The organism is Rhodoferax sp. ZS1R25 (genome assembly GCF_056521335.1).
In genome coordinates this window covers 332,175-348,501 of the sequence record NZ_JBWMAZ010000001.1, presented here as the reverse complement: position 1 = coordinate 348,501, position 16,327 = coordinate 332,175, and the positions used below count along the sequence as shown (strand labels likewise).

17 protein-coding genes are annotated in these 16,327 nt (G+C 63.8%); 12 read left to right on the top strand and 5 right to left on the bottom strand.

Annotated elements, in window-relative coordinates:
• The first annotated feature begins 42 nt into the window (after positions 1 to 42).
• A complete protein-coding gene (locus AC097R_RS01600) occupies positions 43 to 468 on the top strand; it encodes a hypothetical protein (RefSeq protein WP_479595852.1) in 426 nt (141 codons plus the stop codon).
• 263 nt (positions 469 to 731) lie between these two features.
• Here the strand turns inward: AC097R_RS01600 and AC097R_RS01595 are convergent, their stop codons facing one another.
• A complete protein-coding gene (locus AC097R_RS01595; protein WP_479595851.1) occupies positions 732 to 2,351 on the bottom strand; it encodes a GMC family oxidoreductase in 1,620 nt (539 codons plus the stop codon).
• Between the two features lie 5 nt (positions 2,352 to 2,356).
• The gene (locus AC097R_RS01590; RefSeq protein WP_479595850.1) at positions 2,357 to 3,112 is read right to left on the bottom strand and encodes a class II aldolase/adducin family protein; all 756 of its coding nucleotides are present in this window, start codon (positions 3,110 to 3,112) and stop codon (positions 2,357 to 2,359) included.
• Positions 3,113 to 3,217: 105 nt separating this feature from the next.
• Between AC097R_RS01590 and AC097R_RS01585 the strand changes: the two genes are divergently transcribed.
• Positions 3,218 to 3,913 (top strand): Crp/Fnr family transcriptional regulator, encoded by a 696-nt coding sequence (locus tag AC097R_RS01585; RefSeq protein ID WP_479595849.1) that lies wholly within the window; start codon positions 3,218 to 3,220, stop codon positions 3,911 to 3,913.
• A 96-nt stretch (positions 3,914 to 4,009) separates the two neighbouring features.
• Here the strand turns inward: AC097R_RS01585 and AC097R_RS01580 are convergent, their stop codons facing one another.
• A complete protein-coding gene (locus tag AC097R_RS01580; RefSeq protein ID WP_479595848.1) occupies positions 4,010 to 4,594 on the bottom strand; it encodes an NADPH-dependent FMN reductase in 585 nt (194 codons plus the stop codon).
• A gap of 402 nt (positions 4,595 to 4,996) precedes the next feature.
• On the opposite strand from AC097R_RS01580, the gene mnmG reads away from it, so the two are divergent.
• The 10 genes from mnmG (at position 4,997) to AC097R_RS01530 (ending at position 13,952) form a co-directional block, all read left to right on the top strand.
• Entirely contained in the window at positions 4,997 to 7,045 is a 2,049-nt protein-coding gene (mnmG, locus tag AC097R_RS01575; RefSeq protein WP_479595847.1) for a tRNA uridine-5-carboxymethylaminomethyl(34) synthesis enzyme MnmG, read from the top strand.
• A 38-nt stretch (positions 7,046 to 7,083) separates the two neighbouring features.
• Complete coding sequence (locus AC097R_RS01570) at positions 7,084 to 7,740, top strand: hypothetical protein (protein WP_479595846.1); 657 nt, start codon at positions 7,084 to 7,086, stop codon at positions 7,738 to 7,740.
• Between the two features lie 5 nt (positions 7,741 to 7,745).
• On the top strand, positions 7,746 to 8,285 hold the full coding sequence (locus AC097R_RS01565; RefSeq protein ID WP_479595845.1) for a DUF4124 domain-containing protein: 540 nt from the start codon (positions 7,746 to 7,748) through the stop codon (positions 8,283 to 8,285).
• Positions 8,272 to 8,952 carry a 16S rRNA (guanine(527)-N(7))-methyltransferase RsmG gene (rsmG, locus tag AC097R_RS01560; protein ID WP_479595844.1) on the top strand — a complete coding sequence of 227 codons (681 nt, stop codon included), beginning with the start codon at positions 8,272 to 8,274 and terminating at the stop codon, positions 8,950 to 8,952. The genes AC097R_RS01565 and rsmG overlap by 14 nt, the downstream gene beginning before the upstream one ends.
• Positions 8,953 to 9,294: 342 nt before the next feature.
• Positions 9,295 to 9,912: a LysE family transporter gene (locus tag AC097R_RS01555; protein WP_479595843.1), complete on the top strand. Its 618-nt coding sequence runs from the start codon at positions 9,295 to 9,297 to the stop codon at positions 9,910 to 9,912.
• A 51-nt stretch (positions 9,913 to 9,963) separates the two neighbouring features.
• On the top strand, positions 9,964 to 10,749 hold the full coding sequence (locus AC097R_RS01550) for a ParA family protein (protein ID WP_479595842.1): 786 nt from the start codon (positions 9,964 to 9,966) through the stop codon (positions 10,747 to 10,749).
• A gap of 72 nt (positions 10,750 to 10,821) precedes the next feature.
• Positions 10,822 to 11,367 carry an RBBP9/YdeN family alpha/beta hydrolase gene (locus tag AC097R_RS01545; RefSeq protein WP_479595841.1) on the top strand — a complete coding sequence of 182 codons (546 nt, stop codon included), beginning with the start codon at positions 10,822 to 10,824 and terminating at the stop codon, positions 11,365 to 11,367.
• A gap of 36 nt (positions 11,368 to 11,403) precedes the next feature.
• Positions 11,404 to 12,363 carry a ParB/RepB/Spo0J family partition protein gene (locus AC097R_RS01540; RefSeq protein ID WP_479595840.1) on the top strand — a complete coding sequence of 320 codons (960 nt, stop codon included), beginning with the start codon at positions 11,404 to 11,406 and terminating at the stop codon, positions 12,361 to 12,363.
• Positions 12,364 to 12,417: 54 nt separating this feature from the next.
• Positions 12,418 to 13,209 carry a class I SAM-dependent methyltransferase gene (locus tag AC097R_RS01535; RefSeq protein WP_479595839.1) on the top strand — a complete coding sequence of 264 codons (792 nt, stop codon included), beginning with the start codon at positions 12,418 to 12,420 and terminating at the stop codon, positions 13,207 to 13,209.
• Positions 13,206 to 13,952, top strand: coding sequence for an HD-GYP domain-containing protein (locus AC097R_RS01530; protein WP_479595838.1), 747 nt, complete (start codon positions 13,206 to 13,208; stop codon positions 13,950 to 13,952). The genes AC097R_RS01535 and AC097R_RS01530 overlap by 4 nt, the downstream gene beginning before the upstream one ends.
• Positions 13,953 to 13,969: 17 nt before the next feature.
• On the opposite strand, the gene AC097R_RS01525 is transcribed toward AC097R_RS01530, so the two are convergent.
• Positions 13,970 to 14,773, bottom strand: a complete 804-nt coding sequence (locus tag AC097R_RS01525; protein WP_479595837.1) for a class I SAM-dependent methyltransferase — start codon at positions 14,771 to 14,773, stop codon at positions 13,970 to 13,972.
• A 74-nt stretch (positions 14,774 to 14,847) separates the two neighbouring features.
• Positions 14,848 to 16,302 (bottom strand): hypothetical protein, encoded by a 1,455-nt coding sequence (locus tag AC097R_RS01520; RefSeq protein WP_479595836.1) that lies wholly within the window; start codon positions 16,300 to 16,302, stop codon positions 14,848 to 14,850.
• Between the last annotated feature and the right edge of the window lie 25 nt (positions 16,303 to 16,327).

The following is a 16,327-nucleotide window of genomic DNA, read 5'->3' as shown; positions in this document are numbered from 1 at the left end:
CTAATCTGAGATGACGACTGTGGCCATTTCTTTATTGAAACTATGAAATTACTGATTTTGTTGAGCTGGGTCGTCCTCTTGATGACCGCTTGCACGCGTTCCGATCCCGGCATCAGTGATCAATTGACTAGGCAATTTGAGGCCAGCAGTTCCGCACCCATAGATCTGGCCAAGCTCGGCCCGGACTCCTGGGAGCGAGTTTGTGTTTTGGGTCCATACGTATCAAACGAAGGAGCGGAAAGAACGCTCGGTTTCAAATGGAATGTGGAAAGGCACAGTTCCATCTACAAGAACGATGGAATCAATTTACTGGTCTTCGTCAAAGGCCAAGAAGTCGTCGCCAATACGGAACACCGAAGAGACAAAGGCGATTTTTCTCAACTTCAGCCGCGCTGCCTCTCTAGATCGAGTGCGACATTGATGCGCCAGGCATGGCCAGGTGGATGGGTTTTACTGGTGACTGAATGAACAATCACACCTCAATCGCATGTTTGAACTAGTGTTCCACGATATCGGTGCGGCATTTCTGCTTCTCGTCTTCCTCATGGTGCACTTGCTGCGACCGATACGGGTGAAAGGGAAAGTGCTTGATTCAGGTGGCCTGAGCGTCGTTTTCACCATCATCTTGGTTGTGTATGTGGTGATCAGGGTTTATGTGTCAATTTAGCCCCTAGCCCTCGTAGAAGCTGCGCTAACGGCTCCTGTTTTTTATAGCGTCAAGGCGAAACCTGTCACGCCGCGGCGCGTATCAACAGCGCGGCCTTTTCCGCAATCATGATGGTGGGGGCGTTGGTGTTGCCGGTGACCAGGTGCGGCATGATGGACGCGTCCACCACACGCAGGCCGCGCACGCCGTGCACGCGCAGCTCGGGGTCGACCACGGCCATGGGGTCGTTGGCCGGGCCCATCTTGCAGGTGCCGCTGGGGTGGTATTCTGTATCCGAGTGGTCGCGCAGGAACTGCTCGATCTGCGCCGTGTTGTTCCGGTCTATGGGGTAGAGCATCTTGCCGCGGTAGGCGTCCAGCGGCTGGGCCTGCATGATGTCAAAGCCCATCTGCGTGCCCTTGACCAGCGTGGCCATGTCTTCGGGGTCGCTCAGGTAGGCGGGGTCGATGCGGGGCGCGTCGGTGGGCTTGGCGCTTTGCAGCGTCACACTGCCGCGGCTCTTGGGGCGCATCAGCGTCACGTGCAGGGTGTAGCCATGGCCCAGGTGGGTCTTGCGGGTGTGGTCGTCCACGATGCCGGTGCACAGCGCGAGCTGGATGTCCGGCGCGTCGGCCTCGGGTGAGGTTTTCAAGAACGCTTGGGACTCGGCCACGTTGGTGGTGACCCAGCCGGTGCGCTGCTTGCGCCATTCGAGCACTGACTTTGCCACCGCCCAGGCGCCCTTGGCGGACAGGCCCAGCGCGGCATCAACATGCTGGGTGCGGTAGATCAGCACGGTGGTTACGTGGTCCTGCAGGTTCTGGCCCACGCCGGGCAGGGCGTGGCGCACGGGGATGCCGTGCTCGCGCAGGTGCGCGGCTGGGCCCACGCCCGACAGCATGAGCAGCTGGGGCGAACCGAAAGCGCCGCCGGACAGCACCACCTCGCGCCGGGCGCGGACTTCTTGCACCTGGCCTTTGTGCTGGACCTGCACGCCCACGGCGCGCTGGCTGTCACCGCTGCCTTCAAACAGCACCTTGTTGGTGTGCGCGTGGGTGAGGACGGTGAGGTTGGGCCGGCCCAGGTGGGGCGTGATGTAGGCGCGTGCGGCGCTCCAGCGTTCGCCGTCTTTCTGGGTGACCTGGGCGGGCGCACAGCCCAGCTGGTGGGCGCCGTTGTAGTCGGGCGTGCGGGGCAGGCCCTGGGTCTCGCAGGCCTGCAAAAACGCGTCGTTGAGCTTGCTGGGGCTGCGCAGGTAGCTCACGTTGAGCGGGCCGCCCACGCCGCGGTAGGCGTTCTCACCGTGGCACTGGTTGTTCTCGGACTGCTTGAACAGCGGCAGCACGTCGGCATAGCTCCAGCCGGGGTTGCCCTGGGCGGCCCAGCGGTCGTAGTCGTAGGGGTTGCCGCGCGTGTAGACCATGGCGTTGAGCGAGCTGCTGCCGCCCATGACCTTGCCGCGCGGCGCAAAACCGCGTCGCCCGCCCAGGCCGGGCTGGGGCACGCTCTCGTAGTTCCAGTTGAACACGCCCACGCGGGCCGTGGCCGCAAAGCCCAGCGGCGCGTGGATGAAGGCGCTGCTGTCGGGGCCACCGGCTTCGATCAGGCAGACCGACACGGCCGGGTCTTCGCTCAGGCGGCTGGCCACCACACAACCGGCGGAACCGCCGCCAACGACGATGTAATCAAATTCTTGCAAGGGCATGGGGGTCAATCTTGGTAACTGGGGTCGGTGCGGTTGAGTTTGCGGATGAGTGCGGGCCAGACAAAGGCACCACCCAGTCCGCCGGTTTGCACGCGCATGGCCTCGGCCACGCCTTTCACAATCTGCGGGTTCACGTGGGTGAGCTCGCCACCGGCCTGCGCGCCGATCTGGATCTGGCAGGTGGCCTCCAGCGTGTACATGCTCAAGAACGCATCGGCAATGGTCTTGCCTACGGTCAGCAGGCCGTGGTTGCGCAGCACCAGAAAGTTGGCCTGGCCGAGGTCGGCCTGCAGCCGGGGCTTCTCGTCGTCGCGGAAGGCCACGCCTTCGTAGTCGTGGTACGCCAGCGAGGCCAGCACAAAGGTGGACTGCTGGCTTAAGGGGAGGATGCCGGCCTTTTGCGCGCTGACGGCCACGCCCGCGCGGGTGTGGGTGTGCATCACGCAGCCCGCGTCTTCGCGCACCTCGTGCACGGCGCTGTGGATCACAAAGCCGGCCGGGTTCACGGGGTAGGGCGAGTCGATCAGCTTATTGCACTGCTGGTCCACTTTGACCAGACTGCTGGCAGTGATTTCGTCAAACATCAGCCCATAGGGGTTGATGAGGAAGTGGTGCTCGGGCCCCGGAATGCGCGCGCTGATGTGGGTGAAGACCAGATCGCTCCAGCCATACAGCGCTACCAACCGGTAGCAGGCGGCCAGGTCCACGCGCAGCTTCCATTCTTCGGGGCTGACTTGCGATTGCACGGACGAAATAGCCATATGGATATCTCCAGATATTTGTAGGGACTTGGCCACGTTAACCGGACGCCAAGCTCTAAACTGTTAAAAAATTGACAATCAAGGGTAATCACCGGGGGGAAATGGATGGGGTTCTCAAAAGCCGAGCTGCTGCACAAGCTCTCGCTGAATGCGTGGTTTGGCAGCTTGCCGCTGGCCGACCGCAAGGCCATGCTGTCGGCCGCGGCGCTGGTGCCGGTGCGTGCCGGTGATGTGCTGTACCACAAGGGCGAAATGACCGGCGGTTTCTACGGCGTGGTGGAGGGCGCTTTCAAGGTGTCCAGCCTGGGCGAGGATGGCCGCGAGGGCATTCTGTCCATCATGGAAGAGGGCAACTGGTTTGGCGAGACCACGCTCTTGGACGGCCTGCCCCGGCCCCACGATGTCACCGCGCTGCACGAGGGTGTGGTGGCGGTCATCCTGCCCGGCGACTTCCAGACCCTGCTGCAACGCGCGGGCTTTGCCCAGGGCATCGGCGCGCTGTTGTGCACCCGGGTGCGTGCGCTGTATGGCTTGGTGGAAGACGCCATGCTGCGCTCCACCCGTGCCCGCGTGGCGCGCCGTCTGCTGGCGCTGGCGCGGGGCGACACCACCATGGCACCGCAGGCGCGGACCGTGATCACTGTGTCGCACGAGGCGCTGGCCATGATGCTGGGCGTGACGCGCCAGACGCTGGCCAAGGAGCTCAAGTTTCTGGTGAGCGAAGGCGTGCTGGCGCTGGGCTATGGGCACATCGACATCTTGTCGCCCGAGGCCCTGTTGCGGGAGGCGGCGCTGACCTGACCTGTGTGGACAGGGACTCTAGCAGCGCAGCGCCTTTGCTATTAATATAGGAGCTGCTAGCGCAATGTTGATGCGGGCTAGAGCCCTGTTTGGCACTTAAGCCGTGCTCAAACGGGGTGCCGCCCACAACACTTGGTCCACCACGGTCTGCACGCCGCGGCGCTGGCGTTCTTCGATCAGCTGGCCTTGTTCATCAAACGCCTTGCCGGCTGAACCCAACGCAAACTGTTTGGGCGCGAGCCAGCAGTGCAGGGCGAGCAGCAGCGGTTGCAAATGGCTCAGCGAACGCAAGCCGCCGAGTGCGCCGGGCGATGCGCTCAGCAGGCCCACCACCTTGTCGGCAAACGGTTTCTCGGCATCGGCCCAGACCGGGTGGCCTTTGACGGGACTGCTGGCCCAGTCCAGCGTGTTCTTCAGCAGGGCGGTGTAGCCACCGTTGTACTCGGGCGAGACGATGATCCAGGCCGGGTGCGCATGCATGATTTCCTTGAGGCGAATCACATCGGGCGGTGTGCCCTGGCCCTCCAGGTCGGCGTTGTAGAGCGGAATGTCGAAGTCGCTGAGCTCGAGGTGGGTAACCTCGGCGCCGGCCTCGCGGGCCAGGGCTGCGGCCACATGGGCCAGGCGGCGGTTGAAGGAGTGTTGGCGGGTGCTGCCCGCGAAGATCAGGAGTTTGGTCATGGTTTGGATTGTCGCTAAGTCAGGGATTTTTTGTTCGCCCGCGGTGGGGGTGGGGTATGCGTTTTGCTCCGTGTCCCCCGCCCGCTGCGCGGGCTCCTCCTTGACCTACGCAAAACGCATACCCCACCCCCGCCGCTGGAAGCGAGCGCACTCCGGCGTTCGAGAGCGAACACGGTTGTGGGGATCAAGTGGGGTGGGTGCTCTGCAAAGTGAGGTCAAGGAGGAGGGCCCTCACGGCCCGGGGGACACGAACGGCGCAGAGTACCCGCCCCGCTTGATCCAGAAGTAGCGCAGGCCAAAAAAAGCCGACGTGCCAAAAAATCAGGCACCCGTTAAAATCCTACCCTTCCCCCTCACTTGGCGCGCACCCTCCCTGTCTTTGGCGCGCCCGAATAGAACACCATGTTGTACCCACAAGATTTCGATGTCATCGTCGTTGGCGGCGGCCATGCCGGCACCGAGGCTGCGCTTGCTGCCGCCCGCATGGGCAGCAAGACGCTGCTGCTCTCCCACAACATCGAAACCCTGGGCCAGATGAGTTGCAACCCCAGCATCGGCGGCATTGGCAAGGGCCACCTGGTCAAAGAGGTAGACGCCATGGGTGGCGCGATGGCGCTGGCCACGGACGAGTCGGGCATCCAGTTTCGCATTCTCAACAGCAGCAAGGGCCCAGCTGTGCGTGCCACCCGCGCCCAGGCCGACCGCGTGCTCTACAAAGCCGCCATTCGTCGCATGCTGGAGAACCAACCCAACCTGTGGCTGTTCCAGCAGGCCGTGGACGACTTGATGATCGAGGGTGACCGCGTGGTCGGCGCTGTGACGCAGGTGGGCATCCAGTTCCGCGCCAAGACCGTGGTGCTGACGGCGGGGACCTTCCTGGACGGCAAGATCCACGTGGGCCTGAATAACTATGCCGCCGGCCGGGCAGGGGATCCGCCCGCCGTATCCCTATCCGCCCGCCTGAAAGAACTCAAGCTGCCGCAGGGGCGGCTGAAGACGGGTACCCCACCGCGTCTGGATGGCCGCAGCATCGACTTCAGCAAGTGCATCATCCAGCCCGGCGACGGCGTGCCCGGTGGCATGAGCGATGTGATGCCGGTGGCCAGCTTCATGGGCAATGTGGCCATGCACCCGCGGCAAGTGCCGTGCTGGATCACCCACACCAACGAGCGCACGCACGACATCATCCGCTCCGGCTTTGACCGCAGCCCCATGTTCACCGGCAAGATCGAGGGCGTGGGCCCACGCTATTGCCCCAGCGTGGAAGACAAGATCAACCGCTTTGCCGACAAAGACAGCCACCAGATCTTTCTGGAACCCGAAGGCCTGACCACGCACGAGTACTACCCCAACGGCATCAGCACCAGCCTGCCGTTTGATATCCAGTACGAACTGGTGCGCAGCATGGCCGGGCTGGAGAACGCCCACATCCTGCGCCCGGGCTACGCCATCGAGTACGACTACTTTGACCCGCGCAGCCTGAAGAGCAGTTTCGAGACGCGCCAGATTGCCGGCCTGTTCTTTGCCGGCCAGATCAATGGCACCACCGGTTACGAAGAGGCGGCGGCCCAAGGCATGTTCGCCGGCATCAACGCCGCGCTGCAGGTGCGCAGCCTGGGCGGCGGCAATGCCGCCGCCAGTGCGGCGGGCGCCATCAGCTTTGCGGGCGACAGCTGGTTGCCCGGCCGCGACCAGGCCTACCTGGGCGTGCTGGTGGACGACCTGATCACCAAGGGCGTGACCGAGCCCTACCGCATGTTCACCAGCCGGGCCGAGTTCCGCCTGCAGCTGCGTGAAGACAATGCCGACGACCGCCTGACCGAAGTCGGCCGCCAGCTGGGTCTGGTGGACGATGCGCGCTGGGATGCGTTCAGCCGCAAGCGCGACGCTGTTTCACGTGAAACAGAACGCCTCAAGGCCATTTGGGTGAATCCCCGCAATCTGCCGGCCGAAGAATCCGAGCGCGTGCTGGGAAAGTCCATCGAGCACGAATACAACCTGGCCGACTTGCTGCGCCGACCCAACATCGCCTACGCCGCGCTGATGTCGCTGGACCATGGCAAGTACGCCAACCGCGATCTGGCGCCACCTGTTTCACGTGAAACCACGGATGCGCCACTTAGCGTGGAAGCGGCAGCGCAAGACGCTTTTGTGGCCGCGGTGGTGGAGCAGGTGGAGATTGCCGCCAAGTACTCTGGCTACATCGACCGCCAGAAGGACGAAGTGGAGCGCGCTGCCCACTACGAGAACCTGCGCCTGCCGGCCGAGCTGGACTACATGCAGGTCGGTGCCCTGAGCATCGAGGCTCGCCAGCGTCTGAACAAGTACCGGCCCGAAACCCTGGGTCAGGCCTCGCGCCTGTCGGGCATTACGCCGGCCACCATCTCGCTGCTGCTGATCCACCTGAAGAAGGGCAACTTCCGCGGCTTTGCCGAAAAAGTGGCAGCGTAAACTAGCCCCTTTTTCCAACGGGCCGGGGAGGGCTGTGCATGCCGCGTGCGATTGTTCTGGTGCTGACCTTGATCGGGATCTTGGTCATTCCCCTGGCGTTGAAGAAGTGCACATCGCCCAAGACGCCGCCCGTGGCGGTGGCTCCCTCGGGTGTGCCGCTGACACCCGCAGCCAGTACCTCGGAGCCCGCGGGCAACAAACCCATCGGCTACGGCATGACCTTTGGCCTGGCCGCGCTGGAAGACAAGGACCCCAAGGACGTGGCCAGCCTGGAATGTGACGCCGGCGACTCCACGTTGGACCGCCCCTACAAAGGCGGCTGCAACCCCACGGTGGGCGACACCAGCTGCCGCATCGTGCTGCCCCTGCTGTGCATCAAGAAGGGCGACCTGCCCCGACCCGGTGGTTTGAGCGGCCACGGCTGGACGCGCGGCGAGCTGGCCGCCACCCAGGCGGTGATGGGTGCGACCGTGGATTCCGAGATGAAAGCCAATGTGATGTGCGAGCGCGAGCTGGGCTCCGGCTGGCGCATGGCCACCTTCGCCGATGGTGGCAACTACATGGACGACCAGAACTATGACCACGAAGCCCGCGGCGACGTCTGGGGTTTGCAGGGCCGCTTGGGCTCGGGTATCGGTGGCAATGGCCGCTACTGGGTGAACTCGCCCGGCCAATCCGCCAACTGCTGGAACTGAATTCAATGCAACTTTCGCACGCATTCATGGTGGCTGTGGGGCTGGTGGTGCTCGGCACATCGGCGCAGGCCGAGGTCTTCAAGTGCAAGGGCGCCGATGGCAAGGTGGTGTTCAGCGACCACGCCTGCGCCGCCGACCAGACGAGTTCGTCGGTGCCGGGCATTACCAAATCCGCCACCAAGCCAACGCCACCCATGGAGCCGGCGACGGCCCAGGAGCAAGCCAAGCGCCAGCAAGTGCAGGCAGGGCTGAGCCCTGAATGCCAGGCGCTGGGCGACAAGGCCTCCCAGCTCTTGCGCTCCGAGGCCGGGCTGGAAGAGATCAAGCGGGCAGTGTCCGACTTCGAAGGGCGCTGTGGCGACCAAGTGGAAAAAGCCTGGCGTGCCTCCGGGCAGGCCCGCCCCACTGGCAAACCCGATGCCGCCAGCTGCCGCGTGCTGCGCCAGGTGCGCGACGATGCCAAGGCCCGGCTGTCCAAAATGACTGACAAGGAAAAGATGGAATACGTCAAACTGCAGAACGAGGTGTCCGTTGCCTGCCCCTAACCTGAACCACCGCGAGGTGTTGGCCCAAGCGTTGCCGACCCTGGGCCTGTCGCTGGATGACGCGCAGATCACTGCACTGCTGGACTACCTGACCATGATCCAGAAGTGGACCAAGGTCTACAACCTGACCGCGGTGCGCGACCCCGACGAGATGCTGACCCACCACCTGCTGGACAGTCTGGCGGTCATCGTGCCTTTGCAAAAGCAGTTGGCTGCGCTGATGGGGCAGAGCGTAGTGGGCGAGAAGCCGCGTTTGCTCGATGTAGGTTCAGGCGCCGGGTTGCCCGGCATCGTGATTGCCATTTGTTGCCCGCACATCACCGTGCACTGTGTGGACACGGTGGCCAAGAAGGCCGCCTTTATCCAGCAGGTGGCCGTGACGTTGAAGCTGCCGAATCTGCGGGGCATCCATGCGCGGGTGGAAAGTTTGACCGAGCCGTATGACGTGGTGAGTTCACGGGCCTTTGCGTCGTTGGTGGACTTCACCACTTGGTCGGAAAAGGCGCTCGCGGGGCAGGGTGTGTGGATGGGGATGAAGGGCAAACACCCGGCGGAGGAGATGGCTGCGTTGCCCTCGTCCGTTGAAGTGTTTCACGTGGAACAACTGGTGGTGCCGGGGTTGGATGCGGAGCGGTGCATTATTTGGATGCGGAAGAAGGCGGTTTAAGTCCCTCGCGTTCCGCTTTGTGTGAGGCCGGGTAGGGGTTGGCGTTTTGCTTCGTGTCCCCCGGCCTTCGGCCTCCTCCTTTACCTACGCAAAACGCCAACCCCTACCCAGCCAACGGCAAGGGTGGTGTGCCCACGGTGGAAAACCCATTTTTTGTTCGTAGCTGAGTGGCAGGGGTGCACCCCAAAGTGAGGTCAAGGAGGAGGGCCGAAGGCCCGGGGGACACGAACGGTGGGGTGTACCCCTGGCGCGCAGCGAGCCCAGAACAACAGGCAAGAACGTCGAAAAGCTGCACCAGAATTTCCAACGTAAACTCAACCCTTCCCCTGAAAGAAAACCACCATGCTCGGCGTCACCGATTACGGCACTTTTGTCATCACCATCATCGTGTTTCTGGCCATTCCCGGCCCGGGCAATCTGGCGTTGGTGACGTCCACGAGCAAGGGCGGCATTGCGGGTGGACTGGCCGCTACGCTGGGCGTCATCCTGGGTGACCAAGTGCTCATGTGGTCGGCGGTGGCCGGTGTGGCCGCGCTGCTGGCAGCGTACCCTGATGCCTTCCATGCCGTGCAGTGGGCCGGTGCCGTATACCTGGCCTGGCTGGGCTTCAAGATGCTGACCGCCAAACCCGGTGCCGCACCCGTGCTCAACATCAAGGCCGGCCACTACCTGCGCCAGGCGCTGCTCATCACCCTGCTCAACCCCAAGGCCATCTTGTTTTACATGGCCTTCTTCCCGCTGTTTGTGGACCGGGCTAGCCAGCAGGGGCTGGTGACCTACGGCTTCATGGCCACCACCATTGCCTTCCTCACATTTTTGTACGGCCTGGGCGCCACGTTGCTTACGCACTTTCTGGCCGAGCGCATGCGCGCCAACCCCAAGATCGGCCGTGTGCTGGAAAAAGTCGCGGGCCTGTTCCTGGTCGGCTTCGGCATCAAGCTGGCCCTGCAGTCGCGCTGAGCGTTGCCTCTCCTCATACCGGTTTTCTAGTCTCTTCACGTAAAGCGCTCTATGGCCAAAATTTTCTGCGTTGCCAACCAAAAGGGTGGCGTTGGCAAGACCACCACCACCGTCAACCTGGCGGCGGGCCTGGCCAAGGTGGGGCAGCACGTGCTGATGATTGACCTGGACCCGCAGGGCAATGCCACCATGGGTTCGGGTGTGGACAAGCGCAAGCTGGAGCTGACCATTTACGACGTGCTGCTCGAATCGGCCTCGGTGGCTGAGGCGCGCACCACGAGCGAGAAGCTCATCGAAGGCGGCTGTGGCTACGACATCTTGGGCGCCAACCGCGAACTGGCCGGCGCCGAGGTGGAGCTGGTGGAAGTGGAGCGCCGCGAAAAACGCCTCAAGCAGGCGCTGGCCGTGGTCGATGCCGAGTACGACTTTGTGCTGATCGACTGCCCGCCAAGCTTGAGCATGCTGACGCTGAACGGCCTGTGCTGCGCGCACGGCGTCATCGTGCCCATGCAGTGCGAATACTTTGCGCTGGAAGGGCTGACCGATCTGGTCAACACCATCAAGCAGGTCAAGGCCAACCTCAACGACGATCTGCAAATCATCGGCTTGCTGCGCGTCATGTTCGATCCGCGCATTACGCTGCAGCAGAACGTTAGCGACCAACTCAAAGCGCACTTTGGCGACAAGGTGTTCAACACCGTGATTCCGCGCAATGTGCGCCTGGCCGAAGCGCCGAGCTACGGCGTGCCCGGCGTGGTGTTTGACCCCAACTCCAAGGGCGCGCAAGCCTTCGTGACCTTCGCGCAGGAGATGGTGGACCGTATCCAGGCCATGTAGGCATTCGCAAGCCAAACAGGCCTCTAGCCCCCGTCAACATTGCGCAAGCAGCTCCTGAATTCATAGCAAACCATGTCCGCTCCCACCGTCCTCGTCCTGCCCGGCTGGCAAAACTCCGGCGGCGCCCACTGGCAGAGCCGCTGGGAAGCGCTGCACGGCTACACGCGCGTGCAGCAGCACGACTGGATGCAGCCGCTGCGGGGCGACTGGATGGCGCAGCTGGAAGAAGCCGTGCTGGCCGCGCCCGCGCCCGTGGTGCTGGTGGCGCACAGCCTGGGCTGCATGCTCACTGCGGCCTGGGCCCAGCATTCGCACAACACCCACAAAGTACAGGCCGCGTTTCTGGTCGCGCCTGGCGACCCCGAGCGCGAAGAGCTGCGCGCCGCGCTCAAGAGCTGGTGGCCCATCGTGATGGACACGCTGCCCTTTGCCGCCGAGCTGCTGGGCAGCCAGAACGACCCGTATTGCAGCTTCGCCCGCGCGCAGCAATTTGCCGCCGCCTGGGGCGCCGAGTTTGTGGACTACGGCGCCGCTGGCCACATCAACGCGGACACCGGCCTGGGCGATTGGGCCGATGGCCAAGCCCGGCTGCAAGCCCTTATTGCGCGCACCGCCTAAAGCGAACGCCCCCCCCCATTTCAAAGGAAGAAGAACATGGTCACGAAGAAACCCAAGGGATTGGGCATGGGACTGGAGGCCTTGCTGGGCCCCAAGGTAAAAGACGCGCCTGCCGCAGACGCCACACCTGCCAACCCGGGCACCCCCAGCACGCTGATGCTGACCGACATGGTGGCCGGCGTCTACCAGCCGCGCACGCGCATGGACGAGGGCGCCTTGTACGAGCTGGCCGAGAGCATCAAGGCCCAGGGCATCATGCAGCCCATCCTTGTGCGCCAGCTCGGCGAGGCGGACGCGGCCAAACATATCGGTGATGGCCGCAAACGACCTATTTATGAAATCATCGCCGGCGAACGCCGCTTCCGCGCGGCCAAACTGGCCGGCCTGGACAGCGTGCCGGTGCTGGTGCGCGACGTGCCCAACGAGGCCGCCGCCGCGATGGCACTCATCGAGAACATCCAGCGCGAAGACCTGAACCCACTGGAAGAAGCGCAGGGCCTGCAGCGCCTGATCAAGGAGTTTGGTCTCACGCACGAAACCGCGGCCCAGGCCGTGGGCCGCTCGCGCAGCGCCGCATCCAATTTGCTGCGCCTGTTGAACCTGGCCGACCCGGTGCAAACCATGTTGATGGCCGGCGATATCGACATGGGCCATGCACGTGCGCTGCTGGCGCTGGACCGGGGCACGCAGATCACCGCGGCCAACCAGATCGCCACCAAGAAAATGTCGGTGCGCGAGGCCGAGAGTCTGGTCAAGAAACTGAGTGCCGAGTTTTCGCTGACGCCGCAAAAGCCGACCAAGGAAAAATCGCGCGACTTGAAGCGCGTGGAAGAAGAACTGTCCGACCTGCTGATGGCGCAGGTGGAGGTGGTGGTGAAAAAGCGCGTCAAGCGCCATGGCCGCGTGGAGGAGATGGGCGAGGTGGTGATCCAGTTCGGCTCACTCGACGAACTCAACGGCCTGATCGAGCGCCTGGCACCTGGCAGCAACCGCTAGTTGCTATCAAAACAAGAGCTGCTGGCGCATATTCCATAGGGGCTGGAGGCTGATTTGACCCCTAAACCCTGGCACCGCCTGTACCCCGCTGCTTGGCCTTGGCCGCTGCCGGCCATCGTGGCCTGGGGGCTGTGCTGGACGCTGTTTCGCATGCTGTGGGAGCAGGGTCTGGCGCTGCAGTGGTCGCTGGCGCTGGCCAGTGCGCTGGGGGTGCTGCTGAGCCTGTGGGGCGGCAGCTGGTGGCGCCGCCTGCTGATTGCGGCGGGCTTTCCGGTGTCGCTGGCGCTCACCCTCGGCTTGGTGGGCGGTAACGCGCTGCCGGCTTGGGCCTGGCTGTTGCCGCTGGCCCTGCTGCTGCTGGTCTACCCCATGAACGCCTGGCGCGATGCGCCGCTGTTTCCCACCCCGCAGAACGCGTTGGCCGAACTGCCGGTCCATGCGCCCTTGCCGGCCGGTGCCCAGGTGCTGGATGCCGGTTGTGGCCTGGGCCATGGCCTGCAGGCGCTGCGTCTGGCCTATCCGCAGGCGGTGCTGCATGGCATTGAGTGGAGCTGGCCGCTGCGCTGGCTGTGCGCGCTGCGCTGCCCCTGGGCGCGCGTGCGACAGGGCGATATCTGGAAAGCGGATTGGTCGGGCTATGACCTGGTCTATGTGTTCCAGCGCCCCGAGAGCATGGCGCGCGCGGTGGACAAGGCGCGTGCCGAGCTGCGCCCCGGTGCTTGGCTGGTGAGCCTGGAATTTGAGGCCACGCAGGCCACAACAAGCGCCAGCTGGCGCACGCCCGGTGGCAAAATGGTGTGGCTGTACCAGGCGCCCTTGTCCGCGCCCACAGGAGGAACCGCATGAACCCCGAATCAACCTTGCCCCTGGGCGACGCCGCCGAAGCCCTGCACGCCAGCCGCGTGGTGGTGTTTGCCCTGGCCACACTGGCCGAACTTCGCGAGTCCGACACAGAGAGCCACATCCTGCGCGTGCAAAACTATGTGCGCCTGCTGTGTGCCGAGCTGCAAAAATTTCCCGCGCATGCCGAGGTGCTGACGCCCGAGTACGTGAACCTGCTGCTGGCCAGCGTGCCCATGTACGACATGGGCTCTGTGGGCATCCCGGACCGCATCCTGCTCAAGCCCGGGCGTCTGACGCCCGAAGAAACCGCCATCATGCGCACCCACACCACGCTGGGCCACGACGCCCTGGCGCGTGCCGAGAAGACGCTGGGCCGCGTGTCGCCCCTGCTCACCATCGCCAAGGAAATCACGCTGTGCCACCAGGAAAAGTGGGACGGCTCCGGCTACCCCAAGGGTCTGTGGGGCGCGCAGATTCCGCTGTCGGCACGCATCGTGGCGCTGGCCGATGTGTTTGACGCGCTGATCAGCAACAAGGTCTACAAGGACGGTGTGCCCCACGAAAAAGCCGTGGAGATCATCACCCAGGCCCGCAGCAGCCATTTCGACCCCGACATGGTCGACGCCTTTCTGCAGATCCACGATGAGTTTCGCGCCATCGCCCAGCGCTTTGCGGATTCGGAAGCCGACATGCAGCAGAAGATCGAGTACATGGCGAACGCGATCGCCGAAGTCGCGGTGCTCTAAGTCACCGGACCCGGGCGCTAGGGCTTGGTGAATTTGAGCGTCATGCGGTCGCTCTCGCCAATGGCTGCATAGCGCGCGCGGTCCACCTCCTTGTTCACATACGAAGGCGGCAGCGCCCACACACCGCCGGTGTGGTCCGCCGTGTCGCGCGGGTTGGCGTTCACTTCAGACGCAGCGGCCAGCACAAAGCCCACGCTCTCGGCAATGCGCCGCACATAGGCCGTGTGCACATAGCCGGTGCTGCTGGTCGCGTCCTGCTCCCGGTCGGCGGGCAGGCGGTGCTCCACCACGCCAAACACGCCACCGGGCTTAAGGCTGTCAAACGCACTCTGGAACACGGCGCGCACCGTGGCGTCGCCCTGCTCGTTCCAGTTGTGCACATTGCGGAAGGTCAGCACCAGGTCGGCGCTGCCACGTGGCGCGTATTGCAACTGGGCCGGGGGTGCGAACACGCCCACCTGCACCTTGTCGTAGAGCTGGGGCGCCGCGTCCAGCTTGGTGCGCAGCCGCGTGGCGCTGTTGCGGTTGTATTCCACGGGCGACTGCGGATCGTCCGCCGCCAGGATCAGCCGCCCCTTGTCGCGCAGGTAGGGCGCCAGAATCTCGGTGTACCAGCCACCGCCCGGACTCAGTTCCACCACTGTGGCATCGGGTCGGATGCCGAAGAATGTCAGCGTTTCATACGGATGGCGCCAGCCATCGCGCACCGCAAAGGCCGGCGTGCGGTGCGGCGCCGCAATCGCGGCCTTGAGCGCCTCGTCCGCGTGGACGGCGCCTGTGGTGAACAGCAAAAGGGAAAGGAGCCAGGATTTTGTGCGCATGGCCCAGTGTGCCGCGCCGAGCGGCCCATGCCAACGAAGGATTTGGCATGAGCTTGTGCCGGGATGATCTGAAATCAGGGTGTTGCGGCGATGACCGGGTAGGGGGCAATGGCGCTGTACTGGTTGTTGTGGAAGTTCACCAGGCTTTGCCCCACGGTACGGACCCACTCGCGCAGCGGGGTGTCGGCCAGATTGGCAGGTCGCCCACCTGGTGGGATGCGGCTGTACAGCGCCCATTGCACGCGCGTTTGCCCATTGCGTCCGGCATCCAGGGACAGCCAAATGTGGGAGTCCGGCATGTCGGATTCAAACGGCGCCAGCGACGCGAGGTTCTGCTTGAACCAGGGATTGCTGCTGGTGGGTGCATTGCGCACCATCTGCTTCAAACTTGCAGAGTACAGCCCGCCCACCGCGCACACGCTCACTATGGAATTCGCCGTGGTACCCAAGTTCTCCACAATCTGAAATTGCCCATTAATTGGCGCTTGGCAGCGGCTCATTGCGGCTGAGGCATTGGACTGCGCGGGCAACACGGTCATCACCAGAGCCGCCAGCGCGGCGTTGGGGTCGCTGTTTCTCAGGGTCAGCGTGATATTGGTGTTTTGTGCGTCCACCCAATCGTCATGCCGACCCGCGACCAGCCAGCGCCCAGGAGGCAAAGGCAGCGCGGCGCCGTAGTTAGGCAACCGGATGGCTTCGCTGGCTTCCGCACCCACTTGCAGCGCGCTCAGTTCAACCCCTTTGGGGCCTGCGTTTTTTGGGTCGATCGCTGGTCGTGGCGTTGTAGCACTAGCAGAACTGGGAAATGCTGGCATTGGGGTTGCCGTGTTGTCCAGCATGTCGATCACGGATTGCGCACTGCCTTTCACCCACTCGCGTGCCTGCTCATCAAAGCTGCCGCCGGGCCGGAAGTCGATCGGGATGCGGGCATAGGCAACGTAATCCAAAATTCGGCCCCGGTCGCGCCGGGCATTGATGTGGACCAGGGCGTATGGCTCCGGTGCTTGTGCGGCATAGGGTGCCAGCGCCGCATACTGCTCGCGCACCTGGGCTGCCGAGTGGGTAGGGGCACCGCTCAAGAAGCTGCGCAAACCGTTGGCAAACCACTGGCCAGAGGCGCAGGCATTGCCACTTCCGTATTTGCCAGAGCCGTAGGTCTGGGTGAACGCCTTGTTGATCGTGTCACAGTAATTGCCGTTCCAGTTGACCGGCACGGAGTCGGGCGCAAACGAGACGATCAGCGCATAGATGGGGTTGGCCGGATCAGCACTTTTGAGGGACAGTGTGACCTGCGAGGTGGAGTTGAACGTCCCATCACCGCCCGACAGAGGGCGCCGACTGTCGCTGCGCGCCACGACCAGCCAGTCGCCGGGGGGCAGGGGCACCGGTTTGACAAAGGCCCCAATCCGAATCCCTTTGCCGTCCAGCATGGTGCCGGCTTTGATATCGCTGTAGTCCACTTGCGCTTGGCTGGCGCCCGCAACCAAGAGTGCCGCCAGCCCGATGGCGGCGAAGATCGTTTGTCTCATCCCAGTTGTCTTTCTTAGGTGGCCT